16 protein-coding genes are annotated in these 19,610 nt (G+C 73.9%); 13 read left to right on the top strand and 3 right to left on the bottom strand.

The window, feature by feature from the left end; all coding sequences use genetic code 11:
* The 4 genes from ACZ7DE_RS39835 to ACZ7DE_RS39820 all read left to right on the top strand — a co-directional run.
* A partial coding sequence (locus ACZ7DE_RS39835) for a flavodoxin-dependent (E)-4-hydroxy-3-methylbut-2-enyl-diphosphate synthase (protein ID WP_470769341.1) occupies positions 1–469 on the top strand: 469 nt, incomplete at its 5' end.
* A gap of 342 nt (positions 470–811) precedes the next feature.
* Positions 812–1,660, top strand: coding sequence for a GNAT family N-acetyltransferase (locus ACZ7DE_RS39830; RefSeq protein ID WP_470769340.1), 849 nt, complete (start codon positions 812–814; stop codon positions 1,658–1,660).
* A gap of 21 nt (positions 1,661–1,681) precedes the next feature.
* On the top strand, positions 1,682–2,215 hold the full coding sequence (locus ACZ7DE_RS39825; protein ID WP_470769339.1) for a GNAT family N-acetyltransferase: 534 nt from the start codon (positions 1,682–1,684) through the stop codon (positions 2,213–2,215).
* Positions 2,216–2,292: 77 nt separating this feature from the next.
* On the top strand, positions 2,293–3,996 hold the full coding sequence (locus ACZ7DE_RS39820; protein ID WP_470769337.1) for a proline--tRNA ligase: 1,704 nt from the start codon (positions 2,293–2,295) through the stop codon (positions 3,994–3,996).
* Between the two features lie 235 nt (positions 3,997–4,231).
* Here ACZ7DE_RS39820 and ACZ7DE_RS39815 read toward each other — a convergent pair whose 3' ends face one another.
* The 3 genes from ACZ7DE_RS39815 to ACZ7DE_RS39805 are packed head-to-tail and all read right to left on the bottom strand — an operon-like array spanning position 4,232 to position 6,295.
* Positions 4,232–5,128, bottom strand: coding sequence for an aminoglycoside phosphotransferase family protein (locus tag ACZ7DE_RS39815; protein WP_470769336.1), 897 nt, complete (start codon positions 5,126–5,128; stop codon positions 4,232–4,234).
* A 40-nt stretch (positions 5,129–5,168) separates the two neighbouring features.
* Entirely contained in the window at positions 5,169–5,708 is a 540-nt protein-coding gene (locus ACZ7DE_RS39810; protein WP_470769334.1) for a ferritin-like domain-containing protein, read from the bottom strand.
* Entirely contained in the window at positions 5,705–6,295 is a 591-nt protein-coding gene (locus tag ACZ7DE_RS39805) for a hypothetical protein (protein WP_470769333.1), read from the bottom strand. The genes ACZ7DE_RS39810 and ACZ7DE_RS39805 overlap by 4 nt, the downstream gene beginning before the upstream one ends.
* Positions 6,296–6,521: 226 nt before the next feature.
* Here ACZ7DE_RS39805 and rimP point away from each other — a divergent pair, with 226 nt between their 5' ends.
* From rimP to ACZ7DE_RS39760, 9 genes are all read left to right on the top strand, one after another.
* The gene (rimP, locus tag ACZ7DE_RS39800; protein ID WP_470769332.1) at positions 6,522–7,034 is read left to right on the top strand and encodes a ribosome maturation factor RimP; all 513 of its coding nucleotides are present in this window, start codon (positions 6,522–6,524) and stop codon (positions 7,032–7,034) included.
* A 2-nt stretch (positions 7,035–7,036) separates the two neighbouring features.
* Positions 7,037–8,023, top strand: coding sequence for a transcription termination factor NusA (gene nusA, locus ACZ7DE_RS39795; protein WP_470769331.1), 987 nt, complete (start codon positions 7,037–7,039; stop codon positions 8,021–8,023).
* 102 nt (positions 8,024–8,125) lie between these two features.
* Positions 8,126–8,422, top strand: a complete 297-nt coding sequence (locus tag ACZ7DE_RS39790) for a YlxR family protein (RefSeq protein WP_470769329.1) — start codon at positions 8,126–8,128, stop codon at positions 8,420–8,422.
* A 147-nt stretch (positions 8,423–8,569) separates the two neighbouring features.
* Entirely contained in the window at positions 8,570–11,695 is a 3,126-nt protein-coding gene (infB, locus tag ACZ7DE_RS39785; RefSeq protein WP_470769327.1) for a translation initiation factor IF-2, read from the top strand.
* Between the two features lie 263 nt (positions 11,696–11,958).
* On the top strand, positions 11,959–12,252 hold the full coding sequence (locus tag ACZ7DE_RS39780) for a DUF503 domain-containing protein (RefSeq protein WP_390849859.1): 294 nt from the start codon (positions 11,959–11,961) through the stop codon (positions 12,250–12,252).
* A gap of 46 nt (positions 12,253–12,298) precedes the next feature.
* Positions 12,299–12,751 carry a 30S ribosome-binding factor RbfA gene (rbfA, locus tag ACZ7DE_RS39775; RefSeq protein ID WP_470769324.1) on the top strand — a complete coding sequence of 151 codons (453 nt, stop codon included), beginning with the start codon at positions 12,299–12,301 and terminating at the stop codon, positions 12,749–12,751.
* A complete protein-coding gene (gene truB, locus ACZ7DE_RS39770; protein WP_470769322.1) occupies positions 12,748–13,653 on the top strand; it encodes a tRNA pseudouridine(55) synthase TruB in 906 nt (301 codons plus the stop codon). Before rbfA ends, truB begins: the two co-directional genes overlap by 4 nt.
* 249 nt (positions 13,654–13,902) lie before the next feature.
* Positions 13,903–18,369, top strand: a complete 4,467-nt coding sequence (locus tag ACZ7DE_RS39765) for a serine protease (RefSeq protein WP_470769321.1) — start codon at positions 13,903–13,905, stop codon at positions 18,367–18,369.
* A 156-nt stretch (positions 18,370–18,525) separates the two neighbouring features.
* Positions 18,526–19,470, top strand: a complete 945-nt coding sequence (locus ACZ7DE_RS39760) for a bifunctional riboflavin kinase/FAD synthetase (RefSeq protein WP_470769319.1) — start codon at positions 18,526–18,528, stop codon at positions 19,468–19,470.
* Positions 19,471–19,610: the final 140 nt, after the last annotated feature.

Genomic DNA, 19,610 nt, shown 5'->3' with positions numbered 1-19,610 from the left:
GGCCGTCGCCTTCGGCGCGCTGCTCTCGCAGGGCATCGGCGACACCATCCGGGTGTCGCTGTCGGCCCCTCCGGTCGAGGAGGTCAAGGTCGGCAACCAGATCCTGGAGTCCCTCAACCTCAAGCAGCGCGGCCTGGAGATCGTCTCCTGCCCGTCCTGCGGCCGCGCGCAGGTCGACGTCTACAAGCTCGCGGAAGAGGTGACCGCCGGCCTCACCGGCATGGACGTCCCCCTCCGCGTCGCCGTCATGGGCTGCGTCGTCAACGGACCCGGCGAGGCCCGCGAGGCCGACCTCGGCGTCGCCTCCGGCAACGGCAAGGGCCAGATCTTCGTCAAGGGCGAGGTCATCAAGACCGTCCCCGAGTCGAAGATCGTCGAGACCCTCATCGAGGAGGCCATGAAGCTGGCCGAGCAGATGGAGGCGGCGGGCGTCACCTCGGGCGAGCCGTCGGTGTCGGTCGCGGGCTGACGACGACCGTCGACGCCGGCCGGGCCGCGCCGCCGAGTCCCCGCGCGGCGCAGGCGCATCCGGCCCGTCCGGCGTTCCAGCGCGAGAGCCGGCCGCTCCGTCCGGTGGCCGAGGACCAGGCCGTGTCGGGCTTCTGTGCCGGGCCACGCGCATCCAGCCCGTCCGGCGTTCCAGGACCAGGCCGTTCGGGCCGACGGCGGGGGTCCGGGGGGCGGCAGCCCCGGAGGACGGCACGACACCCGACGGTCACGGAGACGAACGCCGGCTGAACACGGGTCGGCACGGCAAAGCTCCCGCAGGTACAGTGCGGGGACCAGCAGACCTGAGTGTGAGGCCCCGCGCGTGTTGACCCAGACCACCTCCCGGGTCCTCGAACCGAGCGACCTGGACGCCGCGCTCGCCGTCCTCGACCGCGAGCCGGTCGCGAACGCCTTCGTCACCTCCCGCGTCCAGGTCGCCGGCCTCGACCCGTGGCGTCTCGGCGGCGAGATGTGGGGCTGGTACGAGGACGGCATGCTGACGTCCCTGTGCTACGCGGGCGCCAACCTGGTCCCGATCTGCGCCACCCCGCGCGCGGTGCGGGCCTTCGCCGACCGCGCCCGCCGGGCCGGCCGCCGCTGCTCCTCGATCGTCGGCCCCACCGAGCCGACGACCCTGCTCTGGCGGCTCCTCGAACCCCACTGGGGCCCGGCCCGGGAGGTCCGCGCCCGTCAGCCCCTCATGGTCACCGACCGCATGCCCGCCGACATCGCCCCGGATCCCTACGTCCGCCGCATCCGCAAGGACGAGATGGACACGATCATGCCGGCGTGCGTGGCGATGTTCACCGAGGAGGTCGGGGTCTCCCCGATGGCCGGCGACGGCGGCCTCCTCTACCAGGCCCGGGTCGCCGAACTCGTCGGCTCCGGCCGCTCGTTCGCCCGCCTCGACGACCAGGGCCGGGTCGCCTTCAAGGCGGAGATCGGCGCGGCGACGTCCCAGGCCTGCCAGATCCAGGGCGTGTGGGTGGCCCCGGAGTACCGGGGCCAGGGGCTTGCGGCCCCCGGCATGGCGGCGGTCCTGCGCTACGCCCTCGCGGACGTCGCCCCGGTGGTGAGTCTCTACGTGAACGACTTCAACACCGCGGCCCGGCGGACGTACAGGAGGGTCGGCTTCCAGGAGGTCGGCGCCTTCACGAGCGTGCTCTTTTGACGCCCCTGTAGGCTCCCCGCCATGGACCTCGTCATCGGCCCCCTGGACCTTCCCGCCCACGTGGACGAGGCCCTGGCCGTCCAGGCCGTCGCCTTCGGGCTGGGTCCCGACGAGGTGGCCGTCAGACGTCAGATCGTCCTCCGCCACATGACGAACCCGGGCGCCCGGGCCTTCGGCGCGACGACCTCGCAGGGACGTCTGATCGGCTTCGTCTACGGCATGCCCAACGACCGCGCCCACTGGTGGTCCACCGTCGTCCAGCCCTATCTGCGGGCCCAGGACAACGAACACTGGCTGGACGACTCCTTCGTCATCACGGAACTCCACGTCCACCCCGTGTACCAGAACCGCGGCGCGGGCCGGGCCCTCATCACCACGATCACCGACACCGCGGCGCAGCCCCGGTCGATCCTCTCCGCGATCGACACCGAGAGCCCCGCCCGAGCGCTGTACCGCTCCCTCGGCTACCAGGACCTGGCGCGCCGCGTCCTCTTCCCCAGCGCCCCCCGCCCCTACGCGGTGATGGGCGCCGAGCTTCCGCTCCTGCGCCGGTGACAAACGGATTTCCGGGCACGCCGGGCTCCCGGCTAACCTCCTAGCCATCACCCTTTTCTGGCAGGAGTACGAGAACAATGGCGAACGCACCGGTCCAGCGCATGTCCCAGTTGATGGCGAAGACGCTGCGCGACGACCCTGCGGACGCCGAGGTCCTCAGCCACAAGCTCCTCGTCCGCGCCGGCTACGTCCGCCGCACCGCCGCCGGCATCTGGTCCTGGCTGCCGCTCGGCAAGAAGGTGCTGGCCAACGTCGAGCGGATCGTCCGTGAGGAGATGGACGCCATCGGCGCCCAGGAGGTCAGCCTCCCCGCCCTGCTGCCGCGCGAGCCCTACGAGGCGACCGGCCGCTGGGACGAGTACGGCCCGGAACTGTTCCGGCTCCAGGACCGCAAGGGCGGCGACTACCTCCTCGGCCCGACCCACGAGGAGATCTTCACGCTGATCGTGAAGGACCAGGCGTCCTCCTACAAGGACCTGCCGGTCATCCTCTACCAGATCCAGACGAAGTTCCGTGACGAGGCCCGCCCCCGCGCCGGCATCCTGCGCGGCCGCGAGTTCCTCATGAAGGACTCGTACTCCTTCGACACGGAGGACGAGGGGCTCGCCCGCTCCTACGCCCTGCACCGCCAGGCCTACCAGCGCGTCTTCGAGCGCCTCGGCCTCGACTACCGCATCTGCGCCGCCACCGCGGGCGCGATGGGCGGCTCGAAGTCGGAGGAGTTCCTCGCCCCGGCCGAGGCCGGCGAGGACACCTTCGCGGACTGCCCGAACTGCGACTTCGCGGCGAACACCGAGGCGATCACGTACGAGCTGAAGCCGGTGGACGCCGACGGCGTCGCCGCGCTCGAGGAGATCCCCACCCCGGACACCCCGACCATCGAGACCCTCGCCGCCCACCTCGGCGTCCCCGCCTCCGCCACCCTCAAGAACCTGCTGGTGAAGGTCGACGGAGAGATCGTGGCCGTGGGCGTGCCCGGCGACCGCGAGGTCGACCTGGGCAAGGTCGAGGCCCACTTCGCCCCGGCCGCCGTCGAACTGGTCACCGCCGAGGACTTCGTCGGCCGCCCCGACCTGGTGCGCGGTTACGTCGGTCCGCAGGGCCTCGGGGAGAAGGTCACCTACATCGCCGACCCGCGGGTGGCGCCCGGCACCTCCTGGATCACCGGCGCCAACAAGGAGGGCACGCACGCGAAGAACGTCGTCGCGGGCCGTGACTTCGAGGTCGGCGAGTACGTCGACGTCGTGGTCGTCCAGGAGGGCGACCCCTGCCCGAAGTGCGGCACCGGCCTCAAGCTGGACCGCGCCATCGAGATCGGCCACATCTTCCAGCTGGGCCGCAAGTACGCCGACGCCCTCAAGCTCGACGTCCTCGGCCAGAACGGCAAGCCGGTCCGCGTGACCATGGGCTCCTACGGCATCGGCGTCTCCCGCGCGGTCGCCGCCCTCGCCGAGCAGACCGCCGACGACAAGGGCCTGTGCTGGCCCGCCGAGGTCGCCCCGGCCGACGTGCACGTGGTCGCCGCGGGCAAGGCGCTGCAGACCGAACTGGCGCTGGAGGTCTCCGAGAAGCTGCGGGCCGCCGGGCTGCGCGTGCTGGTCGACGACCGGGCCGGCGTCTCCCCGGGCGTGAAGTTCACCGACTCCGAGCTGATGGGCGTGCCGAAGATCCTGGTGGCGGGCCGCCGCTCCGCCGAGGGCGTCCTGGAGCTGAAGGACCGCAGGACCGGCGAGCGCGAGGAGCTCACGGTGGACGAGGCGATCGCCCGCCTCACCGCGTGACGCACCCCCGGATGCACCGCCTGATGCACGGCCTCATGCATCGGGTGGTGCATCCGGTGGTGTGAGTCAGCGGTCAAAGAGTTCCGGTGACGGTCCGGTGGGTGAGGTCCGTGGGGGCCTCACCGGGCCTCACCCGGGCCGTCATGCCGTTCCCCGGGCAGGGGAACGGTCCGGCGCATCGACATCGTCCGGGCCCCCTCAGGACGGCGGCCGACGGCGGGCCGGCCGATGGCCCTCAGAGCCACCCGGCGAACTCGAGCAGCAGTTCCGCGTCCTGGTGCCGCCCGACCCGCAGCGCCCGGACTCCGGACTCCACGGCCCGGAACAGACTCCACCCCCGCACCCGCTCGGCGTCCAGGTCCAGCGACTCCGCCAGCTTCCGCACCCGCCGCCGCGTGGTCGCCGCACCCGAGGGCGTGGCGATCAGATCCTCGACCCGGTCGCGCACCAGCCGAGCCAGGTCGAACGCGCACTCGCCGACCACCGGATCCGGGCCCACGGCCAGCCACGGCGTCCGCTCGGCCGCCAGCACCTTGCTCTGCCGGAACGTGCCGTGCAGCAACCGTCGCTCCACCGGCGCGGCCAGCAGCTCGTCCCGGGCCGACAGGGCCGCGTCCACCAGCGCGCCGACCTCGGGGCCGGCGGCCGTCCCGCGCATCGCCTCGGCCTGCCGCGCGGTGCGCTCGGCCACCGTCTCGAAGACCTGCCCGTCCGGCGGCTCCACCCACAGCCGCCGCAACGTCCCCGCCGCTTCCAGCAGCGCCTTCGCCTCCGGCAGCGACCGCACCGACACGTCGGGATGCAGCCGTTCCAGGAGCAGGGCGCCCGGCGTCCGCGTCTCGTCCAGCAGCTGGACGGCGCCCAGGCCGTCCCAGTGCGCCAGTGCGGCCCGCTCGGACTCGGGCCGGAACCGGGGCGGGGCCAGTTTCAGCACGGCCGGGGTCCCGTCCGCGCGTCGCACGAGCACGACCAGGCTGGTCCGGCCGCCCGGCAGCTGCACCCGGTCGACGGTCAACTCGCGCAGAGCGACGGCCTCCCGGGCCGCCTCCGGCAGCCTCTCCAACCAGTCGTCACCGTTCGGCGCCGTCTCACCGAGCGCCTTGACCAGACGCTGCGGCGGTTCGAAAGCCATGCGCGAGTCGTTCCCTTCCTTCTCCCGGCCCGGCCGTGGGTCACCCCGAAGCCGAAGCCGCCGCCGAAGCCGTGGCCGATGCCCCTGTCGCCGGGGGCGCGGCGGGCGCCGCTGCCGTGGCGGACGCCGAGCCGGTGGCCGGATCCGTACCGTCCCGCTCCGCGAGACCAGGGAAGGCTACGCTGCTGCCGCGCCAGCGCACCGCGCGCACCGCCGTCTCCCGCAGCGCCGCCGCCGCCTCACGGCGCCGTGCGTCACCGGCTGCCCGCACCAGGTCCGAGTACACCCCGGCCACCCGGTCCTCCAGCTCGGCGGCGAGCCGCACCGCCGCGGCCGAGTCCGGCACCGGGAACGGCAGCGCGTATCCGGCGCTCGCCGCGACCGGCTCGGCGCCCAGGCCCCGCACCTCGCGCACCAGTGCGTCGCGTCGCGCCCGGTGCGCGTCGTACGCCGCGCGCGCCTCGGTGCGCCGCCCCTCGCCGATCCGCCCGCCCACCACCCCGTACCCGTAGACGGCGGCGTGTTCGGCGGCCAGCGTCGCCTGCAGCGCCGTCAGCTCCTCGTTCGTGGCCTCGCTCATCGCGTCCCCTCCGTCAGCAGATAGGCGTGGGCCGCGCCGGCCGCCGCCACCGAGGCCAGCAGCCTGGCCGCCTCCCCCGGCAGATCCACCAGCTCCGCGGCCCTGCGGTCGGCCAGCGCCCGCTCGGCGGCGGCCAGTTGCGCCAGGGCGTCCTTCTCCAGCGCCGGCGCGGGGGACGGCACGGCCGGGGCCGGCGGAGCCGAGGCGGGGCCGGTGGTGGAGCCGGCAGGGGAGGAGGCGGCTGTGGAGGCGGGGGAGGAGGTCGGCGAGGGGGATGCTTTTCGGACGCCCCCGAACGCGTCCACGTGCCGCACGACCTCCGCCCGCAGCGGTCCCAGCAGCCCCGCCAGCCCGGGATGGACGGCGAGGGCGGCGTCGTACCTCGCCACCAGTCCGTGACTGTCCGCGGCCGCACGCGCGTGTGCCCGCTCGGTGGCCGAGGGGCTGCCGCTCGCGTTCCCCCCGCCCTCCTCACCGTCCCCGGCGCCGGACGAGCAGCCCACGAGCAACGCCGCTCCCGCGGCCGACGCGAGCAGGGATCTTCTGCGCGGTCCCGACGGGGTGCGCGGGGGGAGGGGGAACGGCACGGCAGACGTCCTCGGGGAACTCGTACGGAAGAAACGCCAGGAAGGGCGGCACGCCCGTGATCACCGTACCCGCGCCCCCGTCCCCCGCCGCTCAGCGGCACCGTGAGCGTCCGAGCCCGCCACCCTCCGTGCACAGGTGGACGGCAACACACCCTGCGACCGGATACCCTTTGACCAGACACGCGCCCCATCCCACAACAGCACACGCGGCCGAGGAGTCACCCGGATGAGCACCACCCAGAGCGAGAGGCTGCGAAAGCTCCTGGAACCGCTCGTCGCCTCCCAGGGACTGGATCTCGAAGAGATCACCGTGGACTCCGTCGGACGCAAGCGGGTGCTGAGCGTCGTCGTCGACTCCGACACCGGAGCGGACCTGGACCAGATCGCCGATGTGAGCCGCGCGCTCTCGGCGAAGCTCGACGAGACGGACGCGATGGGCGAGGGCGAGTACACCCTCGAGGTCGGCACCCCGGGCGCGGAACGCGCCCTCACCGAGCACCGGCACTACGTGCGCGCCACGGACCGGCTGGTGAGATTCCAGCTGACCGAGGGCGGCGAACTGGTCGCCCGGATCCTGGCGGTCGACGACGAGGGGCTCGACCTCGAGGTCCCGGGCGTGAAGGGCCGCAAGGCCACCGCCCGCAGACTCGCCTTCGGCGACATCGACAAGGCGCGCGTGCAGGTCGAGTTCAACCGCAAGGACAAGCACGACGAGAACGAGAAGGAAGAGGAGGCGTAGCCGTGGACATCGACATGAGTGCCCTGCGGGGCTTGGTACGGGAGAAGGAGATCTCCTTCGACCTGCTGGTCGAGGCGATCGAGTCGGCCCTCCTCATCGCCTACCACCGCACCGAGGGAAGCCGCCGTCACGCGCGCGTGGAGCTCAACCGGGAGACCGGGCACGTGACCGTGTGGGCGAAGGAGGACCCCGAGGACCTCGAAGAGGGGCAGGAGCCCCGCACGTTCGACGACACCCCGTCCGACTTCGGCCGCATCGCCGCCACCACGGCCAAGCAGGTCATCCTGCAGCGCCTGCGCGACGCCGAGGACGACGCGACGCTCGGCGAGTACGCCGGCCGTGAGGGCGACATCGTCACCGGCGTGGTCCAGCAGGGCCGCGACCCCAAGAACGTGCTGGTGGACATCGGCAAGCTGGAGGCCATCCTGCCGGTGCAGGAGCAGGTCCCCGGCGAGACGTACCCGCACGGCCTGCGCCTTCGGTCGTACGTCGTCCGGGTGGCCAAGGGCGTGCGCGGCCCGTCCGTGACGCTCTCGCGGACCCACCCCAACCTGGTGAAGAAGCTCTTCGCCCTGGAGGTGCCGGAGATCGCCGACGGATCGGTCGAGATCGCCGCGATCGCACGCGAGGCCGGTCACCGTACGAAGATCGCCGTCAGGTCCACCCGTTCGGGTCTGAACGCCAAGGGCGCCTGCATCGGCCCGATGGGCGGCCGGGTGCGCAACGTGATGGGCGAGCTGAACGGTGAGAAGATCGACATCGTCGACTGGTCGGACGACCCGGCCGAGATGGTGGCGAACGCGCTGTCCCCCGCCCGGGTCTCCAAGGTGGAGGTCGTCGACCTCGCCGCCCGCTCCGCGCGTGTGACCGTGCCGGACTACCAGCTGTCCCTGGCGATCGGCAAGGAAGGGCAGAACGCCCGGCTCGCCGCCCGTCTGACCGGCTGGCGGATCGACATCCGTCCGGACACCGAACAGCCGGAGGAATAGATCTCGGCCTGCGGTGGCTGAGATCACGTCAGAGTTACGCACTGCAAGTGTTCGATTCCTGCCCCAAAGGGGTGAGGTCGGTGCGGGGAGGTAGACTTAACTGTGTCTGGCCGGACGCACGCCGGAGCATGCCCTGAACGCACCTGTGTGGGGTGCCGGAAGCGAGCGGCCAAGACGGAGCTGCTGCGCATCGTGGCGATCGAGGACGCATGCGTCCCCGATCCTCGCGGTACGCTGCCCGGCCGGGGTGCGTATCTGCACCCCGCCCCGGTCTGTCTCGACCAGGCGGTACGCCGACGGGCGTTCACGAGGGCGTTGCGAGCCCCGGGAGCACTCGACACAAAGGCGTTGCGCCGACACGTCGAGCAGACGAACGTTGCCGAACAGGCGACAACGTAAGAAGGCGTCGCACGGAACCCCCGTGCGGCTCTGGTACCCCGCGAGTTGGAAGTAGGTCGAGATTGCGATGAGCACTCGATGAGCACGCGATGAGTACGCCCATGAAGTAGCGACGGTCCGGACACACCCGGACCTAAAAGGAGCGAAGTGGCTAAGGTCCGGGTATACGAACTCGCCAAGGAGTTCGGGGTGGAGAGCAAGGTCGTCATGGCCAAGCTCCAGGAACTCGGTGAATTCGTCCGTTCGGCGTCTTCGACCATCGAAGCGCCCGTTGTCCGCAAACTGACTGACGCCTTCCAGGGCGGTGGCAGCGGCAAGTCCGCCAAGCCCGCCCCGCGCAAGGCTGCCCCCAGGCCCGCGGCGCCCTCTCCGGCGCAGGCGGCCCGTCCGGGCCCGGCCGCTCCGCGGCCGGCCGCCCCCAAGCCTCCCGCGGCGCAGACGCCCGCGGCCCCGGCCGCGCCGGCCGCCTCGTCGGCCCCCGCGCCGGCGGCTCCCGGCCCGCGTCCGGTGCCGGGTCCCAAGCCCGCGCCCCGTCCGGCTCCGGCCGCCCCGGAGTTCACCGCTCCGCCGGCCGCCCCGGCGCAGTCGGGTCCGGCCCAGGCCGGTCCGGCGCAGTCCGGCCCCCGCCCGGCCTCGCAGGGTCCGCGCCCCGGCGCGCCCCGTCCCGGCCGTCCCGCGCCCGGTCAGGACCGCGGCGACCGTGGTGACCGCGGTGACCGCGGCCAGCGTCCGGCCGCCGCTCAGGGCCCGCGCCCCGGTGGCGCCGGCGCCGCCCGTCCGGGCGGTGCCCGTCCGGCCGGTCCGCGTCCGGGCAACAACCCCTTCACGTCCGGCGGCAACGCCGGCATGGCGCGCCCGCAGGCGCCCCGTCCGCAGGGCGCTCCGCGTCCCGGCGGCCCGGGTGCTCCCGGCGCCGGTCCCCGTCCCCAGGCCCCCGGCGGCCAGGGCGGCGGTCCTCGTCCGCAGGCTCCGGGCGGCGCTCGTCCGAGCCCGGGCGGCATGCCTCGTCCGCAGGGCGCAGGCCCCGGCGGCCCGCGTCCCGGCGGTCCGCGTCCCAACCCCGGCATGATGCCGCAGCGTCCCGCTGCCGGCCCGCGTCCCGGCGGCGGCCCCGGCGGCCGCGGTCCGGGCGGCGCAGGTCGTCCCGGCGGCGGCGGTCGTCCCGGTGGCGGCGGCGGCTTCGCCGGTCGTCCCGGCGGTCCCGGTGGCGGCGGCGCCCGTCCGGGTGGCGGCGGCGGCTTCGCCGGTCGTCCCGGCGCTCCCGGTGGCGGCGGCGGCTTCGGCGGTGGCGGCGGTGGCCGTCCCGGCTTCGGCGGTCGTCCCGGCGGTCCCGGTGGCCGTGGTGGCACGCAGGGCGCCTTCGGTCGTCCCGGCGGTCCCGCGCGTCGCGGTCGCAAGTCGAAGCGTCAGAGGCGCCAGGAGTACGAGGCCATGCAGGCCCCGTCGGTCGGCGGCGTGATGCTGCCTCGCGGCAACGGCGAGACCATTCGCCTGTCGCGCGGTGCGTCCCTCACCGACTTCGCCGAGAAGATCAACGCCAACCCGGCGTCGCTCGTCGCGGTGATGATGAACCTCGGCGAGATGGTCACGGCCACGCAGTCCGTCTCCGACGCGACCCTCGAGGTCCTCGCCGGCGAGATGAACTACACGATCCAGATCGTCAGCCCCGAGGAGGAGGACCGCGAGCTGCTCGAGTCCTTCGACATCGAGTTCGGCGAGGACGAGGGCGACGAGGAGGACCTGGTGGTCCGTCCGCCGGTCGTCACCGTCATGGGTCACGTCGACCACGGAAAGACCCGACTGCTCGACGCCATCCGCAAGACGAACGTCATCGCGGGCGAGGCCGGCGGCATCACCCAGCACATCGGTGCCTACCAGGTCGCGACCGAGGTCAACGAAGAAGAGCGCAAGATCACCTTCATCGACACCCCGGGTCACGAGGCGTTCACCGCCATGCGTGCCCGTGGTGCGAAGTCGACCGACATCGCGATCCTGGTCGTCGCGGCCAACGACGGCGTCATGCCGCAGACGGTCGAGGCGCTCAACCACGCCAAGGCGGCCGAGGTCCCGATCGTCGTCGCGGTCAACAAGATCGACGTCGAGGGCGCCGACCCGACCAAGGTGCGCGGTCAGCTCACCGAGTTCGGTCTGGTGGCCGAGGAGTACGGCGGCGACACGATGTTCGTCGACATCTCCGCCAAGCAGGGTCTGAACATCGACTCGCTGCTGGAGGCCGTGATCCTCACGGCCGACGCCTCGCTCGACCTGCGGGCCAACCCCAGCCAGGACGCGCAGGGCATCTCGATCGAGTCCCGTCTCGACCGCGGCCGCGGTGCCGTGGCGACGGTCCTCGTCCAGCGAGGCACCCTGCGGGTCGGCGACACGATGGTCGTGGGCGACGCCTACGGTCGTGTGCGCGCCATGCTCGACGACAACGGCAACAACGTCGCCGAGGCCGGCCCGTCGACGCCGGTCCAGGTCCTGGGCCTGACCAACGTCCCGGGTGCGGGCGACAACTTCCTCGTCGTCGACGAGGACCGCACCGCCCGTCAGATCGCCGAGAAGCGTGCCGCCCGCGAGCGGAACGCCGCCTTCGCCAAGCGCACGCGCAGGTTCTCCCTGGAGAACCTGGACGCCGCCCTGAAGGCCGGCGAGGTCCAGCAGCTGAACCTGATCATCAAGGGTGACGCTTCCGGTTCGGTGGAGGCCCTCGAGTCCTCCCTGCTCCAGCTGGACGTCGGCGAAGAGGTCGACATCCGCGTCCTGCACCGCGGCGTCGGTGCGGTCACGGAGTCCGACATCGACCTGGCCATGGGCTCGGACGCCATCGTCATCGGCTTCAACGTCCGTGCGGCAGGCCGCGCGGCGCAGATGGCCGAGCGCGAAGGCGTCGACGTCCGGTACTACTCGGTCATCTACCAGGCGATCGAGGAGATCGAGGCGGCCCTGAAGGGCATGCTGAAGCCGGAGTACGAGGAGGTCGAGCTCGGCACGGCGGAGATCCGCGAGATCTTCAAGTCGTCCAAGCTGGGCAACATCGCCGGTGTCCTGGTCCGCTCGGGCGAGGTCAAGCGCAACACCAAGGCGCGCCTCATCCGCGACGGCAAGGTCATCGCGGAGAACCTCAACATCGAGGGCCTGCGTCGCTTCAAGGACGACGTCACCGAGATCCGCGAAGGCTACGAGGGTGGTATCAACCTCGGAAACTTCAACGACATCAAGATCGACGACGTCATCGCGACGTACGAGATGCGGGAGAAGCCCCGCGTGTAAGACCGATGGCTGACGCTGGCCGGCGGGACATGTTCCCGTCGGCCAGCAGGCCGTCCCGGGGGCTGTCGGCCCCCGACCCCCTCCGGCCCGAACGGACTCGTCCGCGCAAGGCCGGACGGGCTGAACGCACGTCACCCGTGTCGGTCGGCTCGGCCGGTAAAACCCCGTCGAGCCGCCGCCGGGTTCGTTGTACGGTTCTTGATGTCCCTGTCCCATGGACGGCAGGGCCATCGATCCCGTACCGGCGGGTGAACCGGTTACACATGTACGTGGGGACTCTGTCCTTCGACCTCCTCCTCGGCGACGTACGGTCGCTGAAGGAGAAGCGCTCCGTCGTCCGTCCGATCGTCGCCGAGCTCCAGCGCAAGTACGCGGTGAGCGCGGCCGAGGTGGACGACCAGGACCTCCACCGCAGGGCCAGGATCGGCCTCGCCGTGGTCTCGGGTGACGCGGAGCACCTGACCGATGTACTGGACCGGTGTGAACGGCTGGTCGCCGGCCGCCCCGAAGTGGAGCTGCTGTCGGTCAGACGCCGCTTCCACGGCGAAGACGACTGACCGACCACAGAACGCAAGAGAAGAAGAAAGAACGGGAGACGGACCAGTGGCCGACAACGCGCGCGCCAAGAGGCTGGCGGACCTCATCCAGCAGGTGGTGGCCCAGAAGCTGCAGCGCGGGATCAAGGACCCGCGGCTCGGCTCCCACGTCACCATCACGGACACCCGGGTCACGGGTGACCTCAGGGAGGCGACGGTTTTCTACACGGTGTACGGGGACGACGAGGAGCGTGCGGCCGCGGCCGCCGGGCTGGAGAGCGCCAAGGGCGTCCTGCGCTCCGAGGTGGGCCGCGCGGCGGGCGTGAAGTTCACGCCGACGCTGGCCTTCGTCGCCGACGCCCTGCCGGACAACGCCCGCACCATCGACGACCTCCTCGACAAGGCGCGTGCCGCCGACGAGAAGGTCCGCGAGGTGTCCGCGGGTGCCGGGTACGCCGGCGGCGCCGACCCGTACAAGAAGCCCGGTGACGAGGACGAGACGGACGACTCCGCCGAATGAACCGCAAGCAGACCCCGCCCGACGGCCTTGTCATCGTCGACAAGCCGTCGGGCTTCACTTCGCACGACGTCGTGGCCAAGATGCGCGGGATCGCCAAGACCCGCCGCGTCGGTCACGCCGGCACGCTCGACCCGATGGCGACGGGCGTCCTCGTCCTCGGCATCGAGAAGGCGACGAAGCTCCTCGGACACCTCGCGCTGACCGAGAAGGAGTACCTGGGCACGATCCGGCTCGGCCAGACGACGCTGACCGATGACGCGGAGGGCGAGATCACGGGGTCCACGGACGCCTCGAAGGTCACCCGGGACGCGATCGACGCGGGCGTCGCCAAGCTGAGCGGCGCCATCATGCAGGTGCCGTCCAAGGTCAGCGCCATCAAGATCAACGGCGTCCGCTCCTACAAGCGCGCCCGGGACGGCGAGGACTTCGAGATCCCGGCCCGCCCGGTCACCGTCTCCTCCTTCTCGGTGTACGACGTCCGCGACGCCGTCGCCGAGGACGGCACCCCGGTCCTGGACCTGGTCGTCTCCGTCGTCTGCTCCTCGGGCACCTACATCCGCGCCCTCGCCCGCGACCTGGGCGCCGACCTCGGCGTCGGCGGCCATCTCACCGCCCTGCGCCGCACCCGCGTCGGCCCCTACAAGCTGGACTCGGCCAAGACGCTCGACCAGCTCCAGCAGGAGCTGAGCGTGATGCCGATCGCCGAGGCGGCCGACGCCGCGTTCCGGCGCTGGAACGTGGACGCCAAGCGGGCCCGGCTGCTTCTCAACGGCGTACGGCTGGAGATGCCCGAGGAGTACTCCGGCGCCGGTCCCGTCGCCGTCTTCGACCCCGAGGGCCGCTTCCTGGCCCTGGTGGAGGAACAGAAGGGCAAGGCGAAGAGCCTGGCCGTCCTCGGCTGAGCCACTTCTCCTCCCGGCCCGTGGAGCGGCGAACACGGGGTGGTGCTGCGCCGCCGCTCCACGGTCCCCCCTCGGTTCCCCCACCCCTAGGGTGTGTCCAACAGCCCCCGTTCATTCACCCGTCCGGGCAGGCGCTCGGAGTGAACCGAGGGAGCGCAGGGGGGCGCTTTCGCTTCGCGAACTGTCCCGCTGATCATCCCGCCCCTACCGTCGGAGACACGGCAGGCGGGCGCGGCGGGAGGTACGACGATGGCGGGACGGGGCCCGCGGGCACCGCGGCACGACTCCCTGCGGGGCGCGCCGCAGGACCCCCCGGGGGACGCCGTCCGCGCCCCGGACGCCGACGTCTCCCTCGTCCTCGTCCGCGACCTCGCCGGGCGGCCGCGGGGCGCCGGATTCGTCGCCGACCACCACGGGACGGTGATCACCAGCCACGAGGCGGTCGACGGTCTGCCCCGGCTCGTGCTGGACGCCGCCGGCGACCGCAGCTGCGTCGTGACCGCCGCCGCGGTCACCCCGCTCCCGGAACTCGACCTGGCCCTGGTCCGCACCGAGGGCCTCGGCGTACGTCCGCTGCCGGTCACCGTGCGGGCGGGCGTCGAGAGCGGCAGGTACGTCCGGCTGGCCGCGGGCTGCTGGCGCGAGGCGCGCGTGCTCGCGGAGACGGCCGTGACCTACACGGCCACGGACCGCGTCCACCGGCTCGACGGCGCCCTGGAACTGGCGATCGGCACGGCGGGCCGGGACGCGCTGCGGCTGGGCGGCGGCGCGGCCGGCGGACCCGTCCTGGACGCCGAGACCGGCGCGGTCGTGGCCGTCCTCGGCACAGCGCTCCACTCCGCCCACCGTGACACCGGCTTCGCCGTGCCGCTCCGCCCCCGCGTTCCGACGCAGGACGACCACCCCGCAGCCGCCCCCAGGGCCGAGCAGCAGCCCCCACCCCCGACCACCACCCCCGCCCGCACGGACGGCTGCACGGCGGCGGGCGGGGGCTGGGGCGGGGAGACGGACGCCGATGCCGGTCGGCAGTGCGCCTGCGGGAGCACCGGCGTCGGCCGGCAGGGCGGGTGCGTGGCCGGGGGGCGGGGCGGGGGTGCGGATGCCGGGGGCGATGACGCGGGGGGTTGCGCGGCGGCCGGGCAGGGTGGTCACACGGGTGCCGACGCCCGTTGGTCGGGCGCTTGCCCGGTCGGGGGGTGGGGCCGTGGTGCGGACGCCGGGGGCGGGGTTGGGGTGTGGGGTCCCGACGGGGGCGCCGGTGTCGATGTGGCGGGGGGCTGCGCGGCTCAGGGGCGGGGTGGTCAGGAGGGTGCCGACGCCCTGCCGGCGGGCGGTTGGCCGGGCGTTGGGTGGGGGGGTGGCCGCGTCGGCGGTGGGGCGAGCGCCGGTGCCTGCGGGCAGGGCCGGTGCGGGGGTGGGGCGTCCGGGGGAGCGGGGGAGGACGTGATCGGTGGCGGGGTGGGGGCGCCGCCGTCCGCGGGGGTGTCGTCCGGCCCGCGTGTGCGCGAGGCGGTGGCCGGGGGCACGGGGGCCGGGGCGGTGCCGGGCGCGTCGGGCGATGGGTGGGGTGTGGGTGAGCCGACCGGGCCGGGTCCGGCCGGGTCTGCGGGGGTGTCGTTCGGTGGGGCGGCCGTGCCGCCGTGCCCGCGTGTGTGCGAGGCGGTGGCCGGGGGCACGGGGGCCGGGGCGGTGCCGGGCGCGTCGGGCGATGGGTGGGCTGCGGGTGAGCCGACCGGGCCGGGTCCGGCCGCTCCGGACGACCTCAGTGGGGCGGCGGGGGCGGCGGCCGACGGCCCGCTCGCCGAGCTGCTCGCCCGCAACGCCGCCACCGTGCCCGCGTACGGCGCCGACCTCAACCTGGCGGGCATCCTGGAACTCACGGCCACGTCCGTCGGCTCGGACGGCCCGCCGGGCGCCCTGCACCACTCCCTCGGCCACACCGCGAACGGGACCCGCACCGCCGACTCGGAACCCGTCGAACGGGAGCTGCCCACAAGGGAGTTCGCCCTGTTCGCGGCGAGCCCGGCAGCCGTCCTCGCCCTGGTCGGCGCGCCGGGCAGCGGCCGTACGACGGAACTCGCCGCCCTCGCCGCCCGCCGCAACCGGGGCGCACACCCGGCCCCCACCCTGTGGCTGCGCGGCGCGGACCTGGAGGACGAGGACGGCTCACTCGCCGACGCGGTCCGCCGCACCCTGACCAGAGCGGCCCGCATCGTGGCCGCCTCACGTCCCGGACGGGCGCCCGACGCGTCCCCCGACGGGTGTCTCCCCGCAAGCGACCCCGGCGACGTCACCCCCGAGCGGCTCGCCCGGCTCGCGCGCGCCGTCGGGCGCCCCCTGCTGGTGCTCCTCGACGGGCCCGAGGAGATGCCCCCGGTTCTCGCACACCGGCTCGCCGAGTGGACCGAGGGCACGACGGAGTGGCTGCGGGAGACGGGGGCGCGGCTGGTGGTGGCCTGCCGCAACGAGTACTGGGAGCGGGCTGGGGCCGAGTTCCCGCCGGAGATGCTGTACGGGGCAGCGGCCGCCGGGGACCGGCTCCCGCCCTGCGTCCGCCTGGGCGACTTCACCCCCGACGAGGCGCGCGAGGCCCGCGCCCGCTACCGCGTTCCCGAGACCGCGCTCACCGCCCCCGACGACCGGCACCCCCTCACCCTCCGCCTCCTGTCCGAGGTACGCGCCGCGCTCCCGGGACCGTCCGACCCGGCCCCCGTCGACCGCGACGACGTCCTCGCCGCCCACCTCGACCTGATGTGCCTGCGCGTCGCGGTCCGCCTCGCCGCCGGGAACGGGCTGCGCGGCGGAGCCGTGCGACGCCTCGCGGCGAAGGTCGCCGGGCAGGTGCACGAGGCCGCCCGCCGCAGCCTCGGGCCGGGACAGGGCGAGCTGGACCGGGCGTCGTTCGAGGCGGTGTTCCCCTGGGGCCCCGCGCCCGCCCGGCTCGGCGGCGGCGTCGGCTGGGCGTCCGCCGTCCTCGCCGAGGGCCTCCTCGTGCCGGCGGGCAACGGATACCGCTTCGCCCACGAGGAACTCGCCGACTGGATCCAGGGCAGCCACCTCGACCTGGACGAGGCCCTGCGCGCCCTCGTCCACCGCCCCCGCACCCCCGAGCACGGGCGTCCGCTGCCCGTCCCGTACCACCGCATCGGTCCCGTCGTCCAAGCCCTGCTGCTGCTCGGCCGCCGGCAGGGCCCGCACCGACTGGCCGCCCAGCTGCGCGAGTTGACCCACGCGCTCGAAGCCGACCCGGATTCGTGGTGGGCCGCCCGTCTGCTCACCGAGACGCTGCTGCGCGTTCCGGACGCCACGCCCTACACGGGCGTCCTGCGCCTGATCGCGGACCGGATCGGCGCCGGCGCGGAGGGAACCGGCCGGCTCGTGGACCTCGGCCCCGCCTTCTGGACGCGGCTCGCCCTCCCGCCCGACGCCCGCCTCGACCTCCTGCGCCGCCTGGTCCTCGCCGACGGCGCCCCGCACGACGCGGACGCCCCCCGCTACCTCGACGCCGTCGCCCGGCTCCTGGCCGCCGACCCCACCGCCCTACAGCCGTACCTCACCCACTGGTTCGACGACGAGCGGCCGCTTCCCGCCACCCCGCACGCGACCGTGGCGACGGCGGCGCAGGCGCTGCTGCACACCCACCGCCACCGGGCGCCGGACGTCCTGGTGGAGCTCCTCGCCGACCGCGCCCACCCGCGCGCCGACGAACTGCTCGCGGTACTGGCGGAGGACGAGCCGTCCGCGCTGTGCCGGGCCGTCGACCGGTGGGTCCGCGACGAACGGCCGGCCCGCCGGGCGGCGGCGGTGGCGTACGGGCTGCGCGCCGCCCCGCACGTCCGGACGGAGGACGACCGCCTCCTGCTGCGCCGCGCCGCCCTCGCCCTGCTCGCCCGCCCCGCCGACCGCGCCCTGCACGGCGGCGCGCTCGCCCTCCTCGTCCGGGACCCCGAGACCCGCTCCCGGCACCTGGCGCACGCGCTGGAGCGGTTCGCGGCGGGCGACCGCCATGTGCCGCCGAGCGCGCTGCTCGCCGCCCTGAGCACCCACCCCGAGCCCGTCCTGGACGCGTTCCGGGCCCGGCTGCACGGTCGCGAGGCGACCGACCCGGCGGACGCGGGCAGGATCCTGCGCTCCCTCGCCGATGCCGCCACCCCTGCCCTGGCCCACCGGATCGCGGCCCTCGTCCGGGAGGCGCTGGAGCGGCGACCGGAGATCGCCGGGCATGTCGCCGGGCATGTGGCCACCGCCGTCGACCGTCGCCTCGACGATGGGCCAGTCGCCCGCCCCGCTCTCCTCCCGCTGGTCACGGGCCTGCTGGAGGGCGGCTGCCCCGAGCCGGCGCGGGCGGCCCTGGCCGGTGTCCTGGCCGCTCCCGGCGCCCCGGAGTCGCGTCCCCTGCGCCGCGAGCTCCTGGACCGCCTCCTCGCGCACGAACGCGCCCCCACCGTCCTGGACGCCGTCCTGTACGGGGCAGCCGGGCGCAGCGGCGAGGACCTGCGCGCGCTCGTCCACCGCACCGGCCTCCTCCTCGTGCGCACCCCGGACGGCGCGACGCGCTTCGACCGCGGGCTCGTCGACCTCGGGCGCCACGTGCCGGGGTTCGCCGCACAGGTGGTGGAGTGGCTCACCCAGGACCCGGGGGAGTGGGCCGCGGTGGTCGGCCCCAGCGCCCGCCGCACCATCGAGAGCCTGGCGGGAGCGCGCGTGCCCGCCTGACGCACGCCGGCGCGTCGACGCGTACAGAAGGGCAGACGCACGTGGGCCGGGTCACAGCCTCCATGCCGATGCGGGCCCGAAGCACCCGGCATGGCACCCTTAGACCTGCGTAAGAGGCAACAATGGATACGGACACGGGTTCGAGGAGCGGTCACAGTGCAGCGCTGGCGTGGCTTGGAGGACATCCCCGAGGACTGGGGACGCAGCGTGGTCACCATCGGGTCCTACGACGGCGTCCACCGCGGGCACCAGCTGATCATCCGGCACGCCGTGGACCGCGCCCGTGAGCTGGACGTTCCCGCCGTCGTCGTCACCTTCGACCCGCACCCCAGCGAGGTCGTCCGCCCCGGCAGCCACCCGCCGCTGCTCGCCCCGCACCACCGTCGCGCCGAACTGATGGCGGAACTGGGCGTGGACGCGGTCCTGATCCTCCCCTTCACCACGGAGTTCTCGAAACTCTCGCCCGCCGAGTTCGTGGTGAAGGTCCTCGTCGACAAGCTGCACGCCAAGGCGGTCGTCGAGGGCCCGAACTTCCGCTTCGGCCACAAGGCGGCCGGCAACGTCGACTTCCTCACCGAACAGGGCAAGGTCTACGACTTCGACGTCGAGGTCGTCGACCTGTTCGTGTGCGGTGAGGCGGGCGGCGGCGAGCCGTTCTCCTCCACCCTGACCCGGCGTCTGGTCGGCGAGGGCGACGTCGAGGGCGCCGCGGAGATCCTCGGCCGTCCGCACCGGGTCGAGGGCGTCGTGGTGCGCGGGGCCCAGCGAGGCCGCGAACTCGGCTTCCCGACCGCGAACGTCGAGACGCTGCCGCACACCGCGATCCCGGCGGACGGCGTGTACGCGGGCTGGCTGCACGCGGACGGCGAGGCGATGCCGGCCGCGATCTCCGTCGGCACGAACCCGCAGTTCGACGGCACGGAGCGCACGGTGGAGGCGTACGCCATCGACCGCGTGGGGCTCGACCTCTACGGTCTGCACGTCGCCGTCGACTTCCTCTCCTTCGTGCGCGGCCAGGCGAAGTTCGACTCGCTGGAAGGGCTGTTGGAGCAGATGGCACGGGACGTGAAGCGCTGCCGGGACCTGGTGGCGGCGCAGTAGCCGACCGGGCCGTGACCTGAACGGCTGAGGGGCGGGCGGGGGTCTTGGGGAACCCAGCGCCCACCCACCCCTTACAAGCCTCCCCCCCCCGCCCCCCTCCTCTGAGGGTTGGGGGGGTTAGGGTGCCTAAGGTGCCTCGG

This window comes from Streptomyces sp. NPDC037083, assembly GCF_055606485.1.
The sequence above is the reverse complement of the archived record's forward strand: the minus strand, read 5'-3'. Positions and strand labels throughout refer to the sequence as shown.